This window comes from Xanthomonas cissicola, from assembly GCF_008801575.1.
GTDB classification, from domain to species: Bacteria; Pseudomonadota; Gammaproteobacteria; order Xanthomonadales; family Xanthomonadaceae; genus Xanthomonas; species Xanthomonas cissicola.
The window spans coordinates 25,596-40,932 of sequence record NZ_VZPL01000008.1 but is presented as its reverse complement, the minus strand read 5'-3'; the positions used below and the strand labels follow the sequence as shown (position 1 = coordinate 40,932).

Here is a 15,337-nt window from a genome sequence, read left to right as displayed (position 1 = left end):
TTCGTCTGCGTGTCGACCCATGCCGTGGTGCGACGACACCTGCGTAAAGCAAGCACATACGCACGCGCTGAGCCCCACTTGATACCGCCGACGCCGCCGCATGCGGCGCGTGCTACGCCAGCAACCCCTGCAGGGACTCCCGCTCCAACTGCGCATACAGCGCGAATTCGTCGTGCACCGGCGCACCGAGCGCCTGCTCGAAACTGCGCCTGCTCGAATGGGCGGCATAGGCGCGTTGCTCGGCACCACCGAGGTTGGACTGGAAGATGCCGGCCGCGCTGACCGGCAAAAAATCTTCGTAGATGATCGGGTCGGCACTGACCAAGCCGAGCGCGATCGCGGTTTCTGCCGGCATGGCGGCCACCTGCGCGGGATCGGCGCGGCCGGCGTCGGTGAGCGCATAGCGGAAATAGCCCAGCCCTTCCTGCCGCAGCAACGCCTCGTCGTCGGGGAAGGCCACGAAGGCAGTCTGCAGCCGGGTGGCGTAATCGGTGCCGGTGCTGCCGGCGACATCGGCATCGCGCGCCTGCGCCAGCAGCGCGTCGTACAACGCGCGGCCCTTTGGCGTGAGGGCAAGGCCGCGCTGCTCGATCTCGCCAAAGCGTGCGGTATGCGTGCCGTGTTCCGGTTGCCCGTCATCGCCGACAAAACGCACCGGCTCTTCCAGCGCCTTGAAACTGGTCTGCCGCAACAGGATCGGCACGCGCCGACGCGGCGGCCCCTCGATCACCGCCTTGGCATCGATGCCGGCGCGCTGCATCTGTTCCTGCGCCGCATCGATGTCCAACGTGCGTGGCGTGAGGTGATTGATGTGCGGGCCGTGGAAGCTCACCACATCGGCAATCAACTTATGCGCCTGGCTCAGCGCGCGATAGGTCGGCAACGACACCGTGGCATCGCCATGCCAGCGGAAGGTTTCCAGCGTTTCGGCCACGAACTGCCGTGCCTGGTCGGCATCCAGCCCGCCCTGCTGTTCGTAGCGCTCGATCAACTGCAAGGCGCCGGCGGTAAAGATCTGTCGCTGCTGCAGGATCTGCTGTGCCTGTTCGCGCAGGGCGGCGTCTTCGATCAGTTCCAGCCGCAGCAGCGAGGTGAACACGCGAAACGGATTTGCCGACAGCGCCGCCTCATCGATCGGGCGGAACGCGGTGGAATGCACCGGCACGCCGGCCACCGACAGGTCGTAATAGCCCACCGGCTGCATGCCCATCACTGCGAACAACCGGCGCAAGGTGGCCAGTTCGGCCGCCGTGCCGACGCGGATGGCGCCGTGCCGTTCCAGATCCAGCCGCGCGCGCTCGTCGTTGCGCTGCAGCCGCTGCGCCAGCGCCGGATTGGCTTGCAGCGTCTGTGCGTTGACCTGCGCCACCAGCGACATCAGATCGCCATACAACGGCACCTCGGTGCGATACATGTCCGACATCGCCTGGGCGAACCAGCTGCGGATCTGATCGGGAGAGATAAAGGCGGTATCGCGCATGGGCTGGTCTTGGGCAGGTGCCGGCCGAACGCCAGCGGTACCGCATTCTCGCCGACCGCGCCCTGCGTCGACCAGCGGCACGGCAGCATCGCAGGCGACGCGTTAGTACGCAGACGGCCGCGCCATGCCGGGAAGTGCATAGCGCAACGCCACAGCGACCGCGTCAGAGCCCGGCCTGCGCCGCCGCTTCGGCCGCTTCGCTCGCCTGGCGCGCCGCTTCCAGGCGCTGCGCATGATCGCCGAGCTGACGCCGCAGCAATGCGTCCAGGGTGATCGGACGTTCCCAGCGGTCGTAGCTGGCGACGATGGCATGCCGCAGTGCGCGCATGTGCAGGTTGTCCGGTGCCACCGACAGCCGCGTGACCACACCCTCCCAGCCATCGCGATGGTCGCGGCTGTAGGCGCGTACGGTGTCGCGGCACGACAGCTGCACGGTCTGCGCCCAGAAGCACGCGAAATAGATATCCCCGGCATGCCAGCCGTGCACTTGCAGCAGCGCCTGCACGTATGCGCGCGGCGTGCCGGTATAGCGTGCCACCTCGTCGATGAAGCTGGCCGGATAGCGCTGCGCATAACTGCCCATATCGGCCAGGTGCTGATCCACCCAGGCGTCGCCGGTGCCTGGCGTCACCGCAGGCGCCGCCTCTTCCGTTGCAGCTGCGGTCGCCGATGCCGGCGGCGCCTGCGCGGCGCCCAGCGCCGGCCACAGCGATGCCACCAGCAATGACACGGAGCGCAACACGGATGAGCGGGATACGGGCATGCAGCGATGATGCCGCATGCGTGCGGTGCTGTCAGGCGGACGCCGGATCAAGCGCCGCTGCCGGGCGCCAGGCACTACGCTTTTCAACGACCCACGCCTGGCGAGGAAGCGCACCGGAGCCCTAGGTGCGTTATCGGGCACAGATGAGCGCGTAGGCCGCAGCGGCCCAGTGCGCTCTGATTCCGACCAGCCCTTGCGGTGCTGATCGGCAACGGCGCGCAATCGAAGGTTAGGGGAAAGATCGGACACTGCGAGCTGCACGGCGATGCCGCACGATACGTCCGGTGGATGGCGCGGGCCATCCCCTGACTCCTAACGCAGGTCGTAAAACCCGAACTGGTGGACCTCGTGGCAACCGCTCAGATCGCAGGAGCCGATGTAGCCAGGACCGATGTCACGCTGGCGCGCGTCGCGGTTGTGCGGACTGCTGTACGGATCCGGACCATAGAGACCATTTCCATAGTAAATCTGGCCGTAGGGGCGATTGCGCGAAGCGCCAAGGCGAAGTGGGCCACCAACAGCCCGATATCCGCCATCGCCCACATACCGCTCGTCGTACCCGGCGCCGACAAACCCGGCGCCGCGATCGCGATCGCTCGGTCGAGCCTGCAACCTGGCGACACTCTCGCCCTGCGCATCCACGTAGCCCTGCTCGCGATCGAAGCGCACGGTGCGAAAATACACCGGCTCGCCATCCACCTGACGGGTCTGCAGGCGGATGTAGTCGCCACCGTCGTCGTAGTAAGGCTGCCCGTTGCGAAAGATGACTTCGCTCGGATGGATGATTTCTTCTTCCAGCTCGGCGGCGGCCAGTGGCACGGCACCGATCAGCAGCAAGAGCAACAAGGCCAGGCTGGCGCGCTGGGTCATGGACAACATGGTCATCGGCACTCGCTCCAAGCTCGGCCATGCACACATGCACGGCCGTAAACATCCTGTCGTTGGGCGCCATGCAGCGCCCGCATGTGACGCATCGAGCCAGATCCGTGTCGCCAGCCCGCGGCGCCCCGGCACAGCTTAGAGCGTGTTATGCACGTTGAGATGAAATGCGTTGGCCGCCAGCGGTGCGGAGCGGGTGCTGCGCGGCGCCCGCTCCGTGCCGCTGGCCGCCCACCCTCCGGGAAGCGCGCTGTGGCGCGCCGAGACCGCGTTGCGCGCCCTGCCCAGGCGGGCCAGCCTGGGCCGCAGCGCACGCCTTGTCTCGACGCGCCACAGGACGCTTCGCACTCACCTCAACGTACATGACACGCTCTAGCCCTGCCGCCGCGCCAACGCTTCCAGCGCCTGCACCGCTGCCGGCCAGCCGGCGGCGTCGGGCACTTCGCGCATGCGCGGTTCGTCGGCAGCGACACCGTGCTCCTGTTCGTGCGCCCAGGTCACCGCGTACGGGGTGTAAATGCCCCAACCACCGATGGCCAGCACCGGTTCCACATCCGAACGCAGCGAATTGCCGATCATTGCAAACTGCTGCGCCGGCAAACCGAATTCGCCGAGCACGCGCGCATAGGTCCGGGGATCCTTTTCGGACACCACTTCCACGCGCGGGAACAGATCGGCCAGGCCAGATTGCTCGATCTTCTGCTCCTGGTGAAACAGGTCGCCCTTGGTGATCAGCACCACCTGATAATCGGCGGCAATCGCACCGACTGCCTCGCGTACGCCGGCAATCACTTCCACCGGATGCTGCAGCGTGGCACGGCCGATCTCGACGATGCGCTGGATATCGTGCGCGGCAATGCGCGCCTGGGTCAGTTCGATCGCGGTTTCGATCATCGACAGCGTCATGCCCTTGGCGCCATACCCGAAGACCTTGAGGTTGCGCCGCTCCACCGCCAGCAGATGCTGCTGCATGCGGCTGTCGCCCAGATCCAGGTACCCGGCCAGGATCGCTTCGAAATCCGCTTCGGCAGTGCGGTAATAGTCCTCGCTTTTCCAGAGGGTATCGTCGCCATCGAAGCCGACCAGTTGGATCGCCTGGCCGTCGCGCTGTGCAAGTGAGCTCATGGGGCAAGTTTAGCAGCGCACCGGTATGGCGCCGTGCTCAATCGCCTGCGGCATCGCCCGGGCCAGGTTGATAGCTGGCGAATTCCTCGCGCGACAGGCGCCCGTCGCCGTTGCTGTCGAAGCTGGAGAAGTTTTCGCGCAACACCGGGTCGGCGCTTGCTTCGGCAAGCGTCAGCGATCCGTCGGCGTCTGTATCCAGGCTACGGAAACTGCGCGGTGCCAGGCTGCCGGCGACGGCAGCGGATGCCTCGGCACCGCTCGTGGACCTGGCGGGCCCGGGTGCCGTCGGCAGCAAGGGCGTGGTGGCCGGAGCCGGCGGATCGATCGGCAACGGCGACATCGCCGGTGTGGTGTTGCCAGCGCTCGCCGGCACCGACGCCGTCGGGGTGGCGCGTGGCAGCTCCGGCGGCGCGGCGAGCGCAGACACGGGGTTCGCCAACCCGAGCAGAAGTGCAAGACGTAAGTGCAACATGATGGATGAGCGCCCGACGTGGAACGGCTCACCCTAACGCGGCAGACGTCAACAAAACGGGAGCGACCCTGGCAGATCGCTCCCGCGTGTCCATCCTGTTGCTAATGCTGGTTAGTGCTTGTCGCAGAGCGCTGACGGGGCTGTATGCCAGCGCTCTGCATGCGTCACTCTTAAAACCTCAAAGGTGCCTGACCCTTGCTTAGTTGCCCTGCGAACCGGTGGCACCGCCACCCTGCTGCTTGGCGACGAACGCCTTGTACTCATCAGGGGTCAGCTTGCCATCGGTGTTGCCGTCGGCCTGATCGAAGATCTGCGCAAGGCCGGCGTTGACCTGCGCTTCCTGCTTGCTGATGGCGCCATCGCTATCGGTATCCACGCTGGCCCAGGTCTGGCCGCCACCGGAGCTTGCACCGCTCGACTGTGCCGCGGTGGCCGAACTGCTCGACTGCGCCGCGGCGTCCTGAGAGGTGCTTTGCGCCATCGCCGGCAGCGCCAAGGCGGCAGCAAGAGCGGCGGTAGCGGCGAGCAGCGAGGTGCGGTTGCGATTCTTCATTAGGGTGGTCTCCTTATGCTTGGGAATGCGCGGTGTCGCCGCACATGGCACCACCCTACCCATCGCAAATGAACGCCCAACCCGGCGCAATTTCGCGCAAAACAGTCTTTTAACCACAGCCTGAATGTTTGCGGCTAACCGCCTGTTAGGCACGAGTGAGTCAAACCGAAGCACCTCATTCAATGCATGAAAATGTGCGACCCGCCCCGCACTTTATGCCGCACGCTCAGGCACTCGGCGGGTCGTTCTCCCAACCCCCGGAACTGAACAGTTGCCAACCCAGCACCACGCCCGCGAGCCCGCCGGCCACTTCCAGCACCACGCGCGAGCCCAGTTCGTTGGGGTCGTGGATCCTGGCCAGCGCCAGGCGCGCATACAGCGGCGATTCCAGTCGCACGATGCTGGTGTAAACGAGATGCCAGATGTCGTATCCGGCACCGATGGCCACGGCCAGCAGACACGCAATGCCCAGCGTGTGCCCATGGTTGAACTGCAACCGCCGCCCGCCCCGCTCCACCGCCGCAAAGACCACCACGCCCAGGATGAGCGCAATCAGCCCGGCCTCCAGTGAACCGAGCAGGCCGAAATGCAGGGGCAAATTCATTGTGACGATCCAGGCAGCAGGCGCACCAGTCTAGCGGCTGCAGCGCCTGGATCCGCGCGCCTCACGATGCAGGCGCCCTGAACGAATTGGAGACTGCCAGGCCGGTGGCAGCCGTGGCGACCTGCAGATGGCAGGCGATTGCCGGCATCCGGACGCTGTCGGGCGCGCTACTGTCGCGCATCGCAACCCAAGCGGGCCAGATGCGGCGGCCCGCACAATGGCTCAGGCGTCGTCCTGACCGCGCGCACTCACCTGCGCTTCGCCTTCTTCGTCCCAGCGCACGCTCACCGCAATCGGCTTGCAGCAGACCTGGCAATCTTCGATGTAATGCTGGTCGCCGCCCGTCAGATCCAGCGCCAGCGTGATCCACTCCCCGCAGTACGGGCAGGCGATATCGACAAAGCGTTCCGGGTCGGACATGGCGGTTCCTTGGATCTGTCGAGGCGAGTGACCGGACGTGGCGGGCGACGCCGGCCGGTGCTGCTGGCGGGCATCGGAGTGTACGACTGGCCCTGCGCTGATGCTTGCGCCGTTGCTGGTGAGGCGAGCGAGCGCCTGACGTCGACACGATGCACTGCATCCACACTAGCTGCTTGCGTGTCGCATCCACGCGTCTTGCAAGCGGCCAACCGATCGCGAGCAGCACCGGATCGATCAGCGACGAAGAGCGTGTTGCCCGACCGCTGTTAGTCCACCGGAACATCGTAGGCCGTCTCGGGCGTGGGTTCGGGACGAAACGTGAAATGCCACCATTCCATCGGATAGTTGGCAAATCCTTCGGCCGCCATCGCCCGCAACAGGCGCTGGCGGTGCGCGCGTTGCGCTGCGCTGATGTCGGGCGCGTCGGTGTGCGCCCGCGCATCGAAGAAATCGAATCCTGTGCCCATGTCCACTGCACGGCACCCGGCAGGCCGGCACTCCAGCAAGCCCAGGTCCAGCGTCGCGCCACGGCTGTGCCCGGAGGTGGGCGCAATGTAATCGCCCAGCAGTGCGCGCTTGGCCACCCGCGGGTAGTACTGCGGCTTGGTCGCCTGATCCTGCAGATCCGCAGCCCAGGTGACGAACGCGTTCACCGACCGCACCGGCCGATAGCAATCGAACACCTGTAGCCGATAGCCGTCGGCCTTGAGCGTCTGCGCCACCCGTGCCAATGCGTCGGCAGCCGGCCGCAACAGGTAACACCGCGGCGCGTCATACCCCGGCACCACCCGTCCGGTGAAGTTGTTGCTGCTTGCATACCGCATGTCCAAGGCGATGTCCGGCGCGAGGGCGTGCACGTCCACAAGGCCGGCCTCTGCAGCGGTCCTTGCCGAGGACACATGCACCTCGCCGGCGACCAGTGCAAATGGCGCCACGGCGCTCATCAGCAAAACGCCTTGCACAACACATTGCCGCCAGCAGCGCCCATTCCGAAACAGCAGGTTGTCCGTCATGTCCGTTCCCTTGCAAGATGCCGCGTTTGCGCGGCAGATCAAGCCGCGCGTCTTTCGCCACCGCCTACAGCATGGCGCGATCCCTGTGGGCCTAGCGGTTGTCGCCTTCAGTTGGCTCAAGCGCCGGCCGCAGGCTGGAAGGTCTCGCGTGGTTGGTCAACGCAGACAGGATGCGCAGGTCTTCGGCATCCAGGGTGGTGGCGCTGTTGCCGCGATAGTGGTGGTGAAACGCCTGCAGGGTGGCGGCGGGATCGTCGATGCTGTAGCCGATCAGGGCAAGCGCCTGCCATGGGTCGAAATCTTCCGGGGCTGCGGGCGCGTCCGCAGCGGGCCAGCGGCCGAAACCGGCGTCGGCCAGGCGCTTCCAGGGGAAGAGCGGGCCAGGGTCGTTCTTGCGCGTCGGGGCCACGTCTTCGTGGCCAACGATCTGCGTGCGGGGGATACGCAGGCGTTGACACAGATCGTCCAGCAACACCAGCAGGCTGTCGATCTGCGCCGGCGCGAACGGCTCGCTGCCGTCGTTGTCCAGTTCGATGCCGATCGAGGCCGAATTGATGTCGGTGATGGTGCCCCAGCGACCGGCCCCGCCGTGCCAGGCGCGCTGCCCATCGCTGACCAATTGGTAGCGCTGCCCGTCTTCGCCGATCAGGTAGTGCGCACTGACGCGACCACCGCTGTTGCGGCCGCGCAGGGTACTCAGGCTTTGCCGGACTGAATGCTGGTCGGTGAAGTGCAACACGATCAGGATCGGTCGCCGCGTGTCGTAATTGGGCGATGGCACCCACTGCGCCAGCGGATTGCGCTGCGGTGCGTGCGCACAGGCACCCAGCGACAGCGCGACCAGGCAAACGGCAGTACGCAGCCAGGCCGGTGACGAGAGAGGACAGCTGGGCAGCATGGATTGCTCCTGGGAAGGCCGGACGACCTGCGCCGTCGCATTATCCGCCGAGTTGTGCTTGCGCGGCCGTCTGCAGGTGGGAGCGTCGGCAGCGCGGTGCCCTGCGCGCTGCCGTCGTCGGGCGTAGGCGGTGTCTCGCATCTTGGCAAGCATCGCCATTGCGGTGACGGCAGTAACGGCCACTCGCGCGTCCACGGCTGCGGCAAAGAGCCTCACTCACTTGCTGCACGCTCCGCTACCAACGCGCCCCCGAATGTCCATTGCCGGCAGTGGTCGCTACGCAGCCAGGACCTATGGATACGCTCTGCGCCGCATGCCACTATCGGCCTTGCCTCGCAGCTCGCCAGCGGCTGCCTTCCTCCTGAGCCCTGCATGCCACTGTCGCGCCACCTGCTGATGTTGCTGCTGATCGCGCTCGCCTTGCCCTACGGTGCCGCCCCCGCGCTTGCTGCCACGCCGGTTGCGCAAGCATCGCCCTTCGTCGTCAGCGATGCGCAGCTCACCCCGGAGTATTGGATCCGGCGCAGCCGCAACGCGCAGCTGCCGCGGATCAATCCCGCGCAGATCGCTGACGTCAATGCACGCCTGCTGCGCGACGATGCATCGATGCACGACATCGCGCAGCTTCCCCGGACACTGCCCGCAACCGATGTGAGAGCGCGCATCGACGCGTTATCGGCAATACCGACGCGTCCGCTCTACGACGCAAATGGGCGGCTTCTGGATACCGCACGCTTGGCGCCATTGCGCAAGGCCTTGGCATTGGATGCGATACCCGCACAGGTGCCACTGCACTTTGCGCTGGTCGTCACACGTGGAGCATTGCGTACCTTCCCCACCGCGCAGCGTGTGTTTACCAGTACCGACGACCGCGATATCGACCGCTTCCAGGAATCGGCGCTGTATCCCGGCACACCGGTGGCGATCCTGCACAGCAGCGCCGATGGGGCGTGGAAGTTCGTGGTCGCCGCCAATTACGCTGCCTGGATCGCAAGCACGCAGCTTGCCGAAGGCAGCCGCACCGAGGTGCTAAATTACGCACAACGCGGCCCGCGCCTGATCGTTACCGCAGCCCGCGCGCAGACCGCCTACACGCCCGAAAGTCCGGCGATTTCTGCACTGACGCTGGATATGGGCACCAGCCTGCCCTTGCTCGGCGACTGGTCGCCGCAGCAGCCAGTCAACGGACAGTTGCCGCTAGCGGCCTACGTGGTGCAACTGCCACTGCGCAGTGCAGATGGGCGTCTGCAGCTGGTGCCCGCATTGATGCCGCGCGGCGCCGATGTGCGCATCGGCGCCTTGCCCGCCACCGACGCCGCACTGCTCCGGCAGGCCTTCAAATTCCTTGGCGAACGCTATGGCTGGGGCAACGATTACGATGCGCGCGATTGCAGCGGCTTCGTGCTGGATGTCTATCGCAGCCTCGGCCTCGCACTGCCTCGCAATACCGGCGACCAGGCGCGCAGCACGGTGCTGCACAGTGTCGCGTTCGACGCTGGTGCACCGTTGGCGCAACGCCTGCAACAGCTCGCACAGCTGCAGGTTGGCGATCTGGTCTACATTCCAGGCCATGTGATGCTGGTGATCGGACATGCAGGCGGTGCGCCATGGGTGATCCATGACGTGGCCGGGGCCAGTTACCGCGCGGCCGATGGCAGCGTGCAGCGCGCGCGTTTGAATGGTGTGTCGGTCACCCCATTGCTGCCCTTGCTCACCAGCGATGGCACTGCATTCATCGACCACATCACCCGCATTCAAAGGGTTTTTCCAACGGGCACATTATGAAGATCACCGGCTTCCGGCTTGGCATGGTGCGCGTGCCCCTGAAAACACCGTTCAAGACGGCCGTGCGCACGGTGCAGGCAATCGAGGACGTGGTGGTGCTGTTGCAAACCGACAGCGGCCACATCGGGTACGGCGCCGCGCCCGCCACCGCGCCCATCACCGGCGATACCCATGGCAGCATCGTTGCCGCGATCGAACACTGCATCGGCCCCAAGCTGATTGGACAGGACGTGGCCGATCTCAACCGGCTATGCGGGCTCGTTCAACACGCGCTCGAACGCAACACCAGCGCCAAGGCCGCGGTGGAAATCGCACTGTACGATCTGTGGGCGCAGGGTTTTGGTGCGCCGCTGTACCAGTTGCTCGGTGGCGGCACGCCGCGCGTCACGACCGACATCACCATCAGCGCCGATACCATCGACACCATGGTGGCGCAGGCGCAAGCGGCGCTCGCGCACGGCTATCGCGCACTGAAGATCAAGGTCGGCAAGGACATCGAGTCGGATGTCGAACGCGTCACGGCAATTCATGCCGCAGTCGCTGGGTGCGCATCGCTGCGGCTGGATGCCAATCAAGGCTGGACGCCCAAACAAGCGGTGCGCACCATGCGTACGCTGGAAGATGGCGGCATCGCGCTGGAGCTGCTGGAGCAGCCGGTCAAGGCCGCCGACCTCGACGGGCTCGCCTTCGTTACCGCATGCATCGACACGCCGGTGATGGCCGACGAGAGCGTCTTCTCGCCCATGCAGGTGATCGCGCTGATTCAGCGTCGCGCCGCCGACATCATCAACATCAAACTGATGAAGACCGGCGGGCTGTCCAATGCCATCCGCATCGCCGACATCGCCGGGTTGTACGGGTTGCCATGCATGATCGGCTGCATGATCGAATCCAGCATCAGCGTGGCCGCCGCGGTGCATCTGGCGGTGGCCAAGGCCGACAGCATCACCCTGGCCGATCTGGATGCGCCCGCGCTTGGGCAGTTCGACCCCACCGAGGGCGGCGTGCGGTTCGACGAGGCACAGATCCACATCGACGATTCGCCGGGACTGGGCATCCGCCGCATTCGTGGGCTGGAGCTGTTGCCGGCGTGAGAGCGGCCGACGCGGGCGGCGAACAGCCCCCAAGTGGAAGCAGACCACGCTGTAACGTTGGTGTGACCAGCGTTACTCGCCGATTCCGAGCAAGGGCCGCGCCTGTCTGGTGCGCGGCACGCACATGCACCACGCAACAGCATTGCTGAGTACAGTAGCGACAACGCGGCGTCGGTCACGCACCACCGTAGCGCGCCGTTTCCAGACAACCGTGTCTCGCCTTTAGACTCATCCCGCTCGACCATTGCCCGGAGCCTGCATGCGCCTTGCCATCGTGTTTCGATCCTTTGTGCTGCTGGTGCTGACAAGCTGTAGCAGTCTTGCCATCGCGGCCAGCCCGATCGATGCGTTGAACCATGCACGCACGTTGATCGTGGTGACCACCGCGGACTGGGACAGCACCCAGGCGCGTCTGCGCACCTTCACCCGTGTGGATGGCAAATGGCAACCGGCTGCCCAGAGCTTCGCCGTCGCGCTCGGGCGGCATGGCAGTGCCTGGGGCGAGGGCCTGCATCCTGCGCAGATGCAAGGCCCGCAAAAGCGCGAAGGCGATGGCCGCAGCCCTGCCGGCGTCTTCGCCCTTGGCCCGGCGTTCGGCTATGCGTCGAAGATCGACAGCGCGATGCCGTACCAGGCGATGAGCGCTACCCATTACTGCATGGATGTGCCCAGCTCGCCGCTGTACAACCGCATCGTCGATGCCGCGCAAGTGGGCGAGGCGGCCGTTGCCGGCTCGACCGAGCCGATGCGTCTGGATCTGCGCCACGCAGGCGATGCGCGTTACAGCGAGGGCTTCGTCATCGCGCACAACCCCAGGGCCGTTCCCGGACGCGGCAGCTGCATCTTCGCGCACGTGTGGCGTACCCCGGGCCAGTTCACCGCCGGCTGCACCGCGATGGCGGCGGCCGACATGCAACGCTTGCTCGCCTGGCTGAAGCCGGACGATCACCCGCTTTTCGTGCTGTTGCCACGCGCCGAATACGCGCGCCTGCACACTGCATGGCAATTGCCCGCACTGACCGGGGACGCGCCATGAGCACACCGCAGCCCGCGCCGGACGCGACAGGCTTGGTCCGCGTCGTCAGCCGATGGCAGATCGTCGGCCTGTCGATCAACGATGTCATCGGCAGCGGCATCTATCTGCTGCCTGCCGCAACCGCCGCGCTGCTCGGGCCGATGAGCCTGTGGGCCGTGATGCTGGCCGGCCTTGCGGTCGCCTTGCTGGTGCTGTGCTACGCGCAGGCGGGCAGCTACTTCGATACGCCGGGCGGCAGCTACCTCTACACGCGCGAAGCATTCGGCCCGTTCGTCGGTTTTCAGATTGGCTGGATGATCTGGCTCACGCGCATCAGTTCGGCGGCTGCCTTGAGCAATGGCCTGGCCGACGCAGTGGCGCGGTTCTGGCCCACCGCCGCCACCGATACCTGGGCGCGCTTGCTGGTCGTCGTCGGCTCGCTGGGCCTGCTCACCGCGATCAACGTGATCGGCGTGAAATCGGCCGCGCGTACCGGCATCGCGCTGGTGATCGGCAAGCTGGTGCCGTTGTTGCTGTTCGTGGCGATCGGCCTGTTCTATGTCGATTGGTCATGGGCGTTTGCCGGCACCGCGCCCGATCTGCGCGACCTGGGCAATCTCGGTGAAGCGGCCTTGCTGCTGCTGTTCGCCTACGCAGGTTTCGAAAACATTCCCGCAGCCGCTGGCGAATACCGCAACCCGCGGCGCGATGTGCCATTTGCGTTGATCACCATGATCGTCACCGTCACCCTGATCTACGCCGCGGTGCAGGTGGTGGCGCAGGGCACCCTGCCCAACCTTGCGGCCTCGCCGACGCCGCTGGCAGATGCCGCAAGCCGATTCGGTGGCGAAGCGTTGGCACTGATCCTCACCGTGGGCGCCACCATTTCCATCCTCGGCACCACCAGCAACACCGTGATGCTCGGCCCCCGCTTTCTGTTTGCGCTTGCGCGCGATGGCTATGGCCCTGCGTTTCTGGCACGCGTGCATCCGCGCTTCCACACGCCCGCAGCGGCGGTGCTCACGCAGGGCGCGTTGTCGCTTGCATTGGCATTGTCGGGATCGTTTACGCAGCTGGCGTTACTGTCGATGGTCACCCGCCTGTTCGCCTACATCGGCACCGCCGCGGCAGTGATCGTGCTGGCGCGCAGGTACCGGCAGCGCACCGACACGTTGCGCCTGCCCGGCGGACCGGCCATCCCCATCGCCGCCTTGGTGCTGTCGCTGGGCCTGCTGGCCAGCGCCAGCTGGCAGAATCTGGCCGCAGCGGGCGTGGCGCTTTTGGTCAGTTGGGTGTTTTATCTGTTTCCGCGCAAGCGGGTCGAAGGCGGCTGAGGGCACAACGAACTGCTGTTGAGCAGCCTTTGAAGCGGCATGCCCGCACCACACCATGTTTTGTGTAGGTTCCCGTGCATCGTTTTGTGTAGGTTCCCGTGCATCGGACAGTGAGACGCTCCCCGCGCGGTGACCTGCGATTTCGCGGCATGCTCGCGCAGCGCTCACGCACGCCTAACCGCGTGCACTCAACGCTGCGCTTCTATCTGCATGGGAGCTTGCGATGAAACTTCGCCATGTCTACAGCACCGCCGATCTCGACAGCGCTCAGCGCGTGCTGCAGGCCGCGCGCAGTGCCGGCATCGACAACGATGAGCTGTCGTTGATCGCCCGCTCCGATATCGAGCTGCAGGACGTGCCAGACGAACGGAAGGACGTCAAAACCGACTTCCTCCCTGCTGCCGCGCGCGGCGCCGCCACCGGTGGTGCGGCTGGCCTGGTGGCTGGCCTGGTCGCCATTGCAGTACCCCCGATCGGGCTGACCTTGGCCGGCGCGGGCGTCATGGCACTGGCTGGCGCGCTGGTCGGTAGCTGGTCGTCGGCGTTGATCGGCGCCACGGTGCCCGATCCGGTACGCCGTCAGTTCGAAGAGCAAATCCAGGCCGGGCGCGTACTGGTGATTATCGATGCAGAGCAGCCGGCGCTGCAGGAGGCCGAGGCCGCCATGGTGGCTGCCGGTGCAACCCCGTTGCCGTATGAAGCGGCCTCGGCGACCACCTGAAGCGCCATCCAAGACCGCCCTCCATGCCGCGCAACGCTGTCGCGATCGCGCGTTGAAAAGCCTGGTCTACGCCGCCGTGTCGAACCTGCTGCGTTGATGTACTCCTCACCTGCCATGGCAATGAAATTAACGGCAAGCGACCTAGGGTAATGCGCACATCCACCACGGAGACGCGCATGAACGTGCCGTATCAGATTCCGGGCCGGGCGCCGGACGAAGACCGCAGCCAGAACGTATCGACGTATTGGCGCGAACGCTTCACCGAAGAGCCGTATTACACCGAAGGCGATCGCTACGAAGACTACGAAGGTGCTTATCTCGCAGGTCATGAAGCGCGTATCCGCGACAACGCGCGCGCTTACGATCAGGTCGAAGCCGAGTTGCATCGCGATTGGGAAGCCAAGCGCGGCACCTCGTCGCTGAGTTGGAGCAAGGCGCGGCATGCAGTCAAGCGCGCCTGGGAAAACGCGGCCGATTTCGTCACTGGCGACGACACGCATAAACGCTAGAAACGGCAACGCCACCGTCAAGGTGGCGTTGTTGCATCGCGCGATCTTTAGCGTATCAGTCCAGTGCCGGCGGCACGTTGCGCGCACTACGCGATGCGTCACTGATCTCCATCGCATCGCGGGTATTCTTTTGTACCGCAACTGCACCAAACAGGCTCAGCGCATAGGCCATTGCGTAAAATCCTTTCTCGCTCAGCAACAGCGTGGCATTGATCAAGCCGATGGTCAGCAGCACCAACGCAACAATCAGCGAAAACCAGCAGATGGCATAGTACAAGCTGGTCACCGGAATTCCATCTGCGCGGTCACGTACGCTTTTCTGCAACGAGACAGAGGCGAACAAACCGAACAACAATAGCGTGAAGTAGTAGCCCTTCTCGTTGAGCAACATCTGGGCATTCCACAAACCCACCAGATACGCCGCACCGCCCAGCAATAATGCGGCCCAGGATGCGGCGACAAAAGCAGGCGAGGTTTTTTGCGTGGCCATGGAAACTCCTTTTCATGGTGGAACGATGCACGACATACGACGATGTGAGACGCGGGCGTCTTGCAGACAGTGATCTGCAACAAGGGCGACCCTCGCGACGTCGTGTAAGGTACTTGAAAACCCGACGCGGGACACGTTGCGGGAGGGCTGCAGCGTACCGTGCCCATCCCCAGGAGGACCCC

At 65.4% G+C, this 15,337-nt stretch carries 17 protein-coding genes; 6 read left to right on the top strand and 11 right to left on the bottom strand.

The genetic code is table 11. The features are described from left to right. Nucleotides 1-112 precede the first annotated feature (112 nt). The 10 genes from hglS to F7R02_RS05310 form a co-directional block, all read right to left on the bottom strand. Complete coding sequence (gene hglS, locus F7R02_RS05370; protein WP_078588716.1) at nucleotides 113-1,480, bottom strand: 2-oxoadipate dioxygenase/decarboxylase HglS; 1,368 nt, start codon at nucleotides 1,478-1,480, stop codon at nucleotides 113-115. A gap of 163 nt (nucleotides 1,481-1,643) precedes the next feature. Further along, the gene (locus F7R02_RS05360) at nucleotides 1,644-2,261 is read right to left on the bottom strand and encodes a hypothetical protein (RefSeq protein WP_046830697.1); all 618 of its coding nucleotides are present in this window, start codon (nucleotides 2,259-2,261) and stop codon (nucleotides 1,644-1,646) included. A 294-nt stretch (nucleotides 2,262-2,555) separates the two neighbouring features. Further along, on the bottom strand, nucleotides 2,556-3,128 hold the full coding sequence (locus F7R02_RS05355; RefSeq protein WP_015463679.1) for a hypothetical protein: 573 nt from the start codon (nucleotides 3,126-3,128) through the stop codon (nucleotides 2,556-2,558). A 366-nt stretch (nucleotides 3,129-3,494) separates the two neighbouring features. Continuing rightward, entirely contained in the window at nucleotides 3,495-4,247 is a 753-nt protein-coding gene (locus F7R02_RS05345) for an HAD family hydrolase (RefSeq protein WP_003484555.1), read from the bottom strand. 37 nt (nucleotides 4,248-4,284) lie between these two features. Then, nucleotides 4,285-4,686 (bottom strand): EF-hand domain-containing protein, encoded by a 402-nt coding sequence (locus tag F7R02_RS05340; protein ID WP_033479829.1) that lies wholly within the window; start codon nucleotides 4,684-4,686, stop codon nucleotides 4,285-4,287. Nucleotides 4,687-4,918: 232 nt separating this feature from the next. Then, nucleotides 4,919-5,272, bottom strand: a complete 354-nt coding sequence (locus F7R02_RS05330) for an EF-hand domain-containing protein (protein WP_078588714.1) — start codon at nucleotides 5,270-5,272, stop codon at nucleotides 4,919-4,921. Nucleotides 5,273-5,498: 226 nt separating this feature from the next. Beyond that, a complete protein-coding gene (locus F7R02_RS05325; protein ID WP_078588712.1) occupies nucleotides 5,499-5,876 on the bottom strand; it encodes a hypothetical protein in 378 nt (125 codons plus the stop codon). A gap of 222 nt (nucleotides 5,877-6,098) precedes the next feature. Continuing rightward, nucleotides 6,099-6,296 carry a CPXCG motif-containing cysteine-rich protein gene (locus F7R02_RS05320; RefSeq protein WP_003484563.1) on the bottom strand — a complete coding sequence of 66 codons (198 nt, stop codon included), beginning with the start codon at nucleotides 6,294-6,296 and terminating at the stop codon, nucleotides 6,099-6,101. Nucleotides 6,297-6,562: 266 nt separating this feature from the next. Further along, nucleotides 6,563-7,309 carry a M15 family metallopeptidase gene (locus F7R02_RS05315; RefSeq protein ID WP_003484565.1) on the bottom strand — a complete coding sequence of 249 codons (747 nt, stop codon included), beginning with the start codon at nucleotides 7,307-7,309 and terminating at the stop codon, nucleotides 6,563-6,565. A gap of 91 nt (nucleotides 7,310-7,400) precedes the next feature. After that, entirely contained in the window at nucleotides 7,401-8,207 is an 807-nt protein-coding gene (locus F7R02_RS05310; RefSeq protein WP_139370840.1) for an N-acetylmuramoyl-L-alanine amidase, read from the bottom strand. Between the two features lie 372 nt (nucleotides 8,208-8,579). Between F7R02_RS05310 and F7R02_RS05305 the strand changes: the two genes are divergently transcribed. From F7R02_RS05305 to F7R02_RS05280, 6 genes are all read left to right on the top strand, one after another. After that, entirely contained in the window at nucleotides 8,580-9,992 is a 1,413-nt protein-coding gene (locus tag F7R02_RS05305; protein WP_078588710.1) for a C40 family peptidase, read from the top strand. Continuing rightward, nucleotides 9,989-11,086, top strand: coding sequence for a dipeptide epimerase (locus tag F7R02_RS05300; protein ID WP_078588709.1), 1,098 nt, complete (start codon nucleotides 9,989-9,991; stop codon nucleotides 11,084-11,086). Before F7R02_RS05305 ends, F7R02_RS05300 begins: the two co-directional genes overlap by 4 nt. A 259-nt stretch (nucleotides 11,087-11,345) precedes the next feature. Further along, the gene (locus F7R02_RS05295; protein ID WP_078566535.1) at nucleotides 11,346-12,122 is read left to right on the top strand and encodes a L,D-transpeptidase family protein; all 777 of its coding nucleotides are present in this window, start codon (nucleotides 11,346-11,348) and stop codon (nucleotides 12,120-12,122) included. Then, nucleotides 12,119-13,435 (top strand): APC family permease, encoded by a 1,317-nt coding sequence (locus tag F7R02_RS05290; RefSeq protein ID WP_078588707.1) that lies wholly within the window; start codon nucleotides 12,119-12,121, stop codon nucleotides 13,433-13,435. Before F7R02_RS05295 ends, F7R02_RS05290 begins: the two co-directional genes overlap by 4 nt. 223 nt (nucleotides 13,436-13,658) lie before the next feature. Continuing rightward, nucleotides 13,659-14,156, top strand: coding sequence for a hypothetical protein (locus F7R02_RS05285; RefSeq protein ID WP_078588706.1), 498 nt, complete (start codon nucleotides 13,659-13,661; stop codon nucleotides 14,154-14,156). A gap of 176 nt (nucleotides 14,157-14,332) precedes the next feature. Next, on the top strand, nucleotides 14,333-14,665 hold the full coding sequence (locus F7R02_RS05280) for a hypothetical protein (protein WP_003484585.1): 333 nt from the start codon (nucleotides 14,333-14,335) through the stop codon (nucleotides 14,663-14,665). A gap of 55 nt (nucleotides 14,666-14,720) precedes the next feature. Here the strand turns inward: F7R02_RS05280 and yiaA are convergent, their stop codons facing one another. After that, a complete protein-coding gene (gene yiaA, locus F7R02_RS05275) occupies nucleotides 14,721-15,155 on the bottom strand; it encodes an inner membrane protein YiaA (protein WP_078588704.1) in 435 nt (144 codons plus the stop codon). Nucleotides 15,156-15,337: the final 182 nt, after the last annotated feature.

What these genes read in the sequence shown, in the direction of transcription:
- F7R02_RS05355 (WP_015463679.1), bottom strand. Translation starts at nt 3,128, where the DNA reads ATGACCATGTTGTCCATGACCCAGCGCGCCAGCCTGGCCTTGTTGCTC.
- F7R02_RS05330 (WP_078588714.1), bottom strand. Translation starts at nt 5,272, where the DNA reads ATGAAGAATCGCAACCGCACCTCGCTGCTCGCCGCTACCGCCGCTCTT.
- F7R02_RS05300 (WP_078588709.1), top strand. Translation starts at nt 9,989, where the DNA reads ATGAAGATCACCGGCTTCCGGCTTGGCATGGTGCGCGTGCCCCTGAAA.
- yiaA (WP_078588704.1), bottom strand. Translation starts at nt 15,155, where the DNA reads ATGGCCACGCAAAAAACCTCGCCTGCTTTTGTCGCCGCATCCTGGGCC.
- F7R02_RS05345 (WP_003484555.1), bottom strand. Translation starts at nt 4,247, where the DNA reads ATGAGCTCACTTGCACAGCGCGACGGCCAGGCGATCCAACTGGTCGGC.
- F7R02_RS05320 (WP_003484563.1), bottom strand. Translation starts at nt 6,296, where the DNA reads ATGTCCGACCCGGAACGCTTTGTCGATATCGCCTGCCCGTACTGCGGG.
- F7R02_RS05325 (WP_078588712.1), bottom strand. Translation starts at nt 5,876, where the DNA reads ATGAATTTGCCCCTGCATTTCGGCCTGCTCGGTTCACTGGAGGCCGGG.
- F7R02_RS05295 (WP_078566535.1), top strand. Translation starts at nt 11,346, where the DNA reads ATGCGCCTTGCCATCGTGTTTCGATCCTTTGTGCTGCTGGTGCTGACA.
- F7R02_RS05305 (WP_078588710.1), top strand. Translation starts at nt 8,580, where the DNA reads ATGCCACTGTCGCGCCACCTGCTGATGTTGCTGCTGATCGCGCTCGCC.
- F7R02_RS05310 (WP_139370840.1), bottom strand. Translation starts at nt 8,207, where the DNA reads ATGCTGCCCAGCTGTCCTCTCTCGTCACCGGCCTGGCTGCGTACTGCC.
- F7R02_RS05360 (WP_046830697.1), bottom strand. Translation starts at nt 2,261, where the DNA reads ATGCGGCATCATCGCTGCATGCCCGTATCCCGCTCATCCGTGTTGCGC.
- F7R02_RS05290 (WP_078588707.1), top strand. Translation starts at nt 12,119, where the DNA reads ATGAGCACACCGCAGCCCGCGCCGGACGCGACAGGCTTGGTCCGCGTC.
- F7R02_RS05315 (WP_003484565.1), bottom strand. Translation starts at nt 7,309, where the DNA reads ATGACGGACAACCTGCTGTTTCGGAATGGGCGCTGCTGGCGGCAATGT.
- hglS (WP_078588716.1), bottom strand. Translation starts at nt 1,480, where the DNA reads ATGCGCGATACCGCCTTTATCTCTCCCGATCAGATCCGCAGCTGGTTC.
- F7R02_RS05280 (WP_003484585.1), top strand. Translation starts at nt 14,333, where the DNA reads ATGAACGTGCCGTATCAGATTCCGGGCCGGGCGCCGGACGAAGACCGC.
- F7R02_RS05285 (WP_078588706.1), top strand. Translation starts at nt 13,659, where the DNA reads ATGAAACTTCGCCATGTCTACAGCACCGCCGATCTCGACAGCGCTCAG.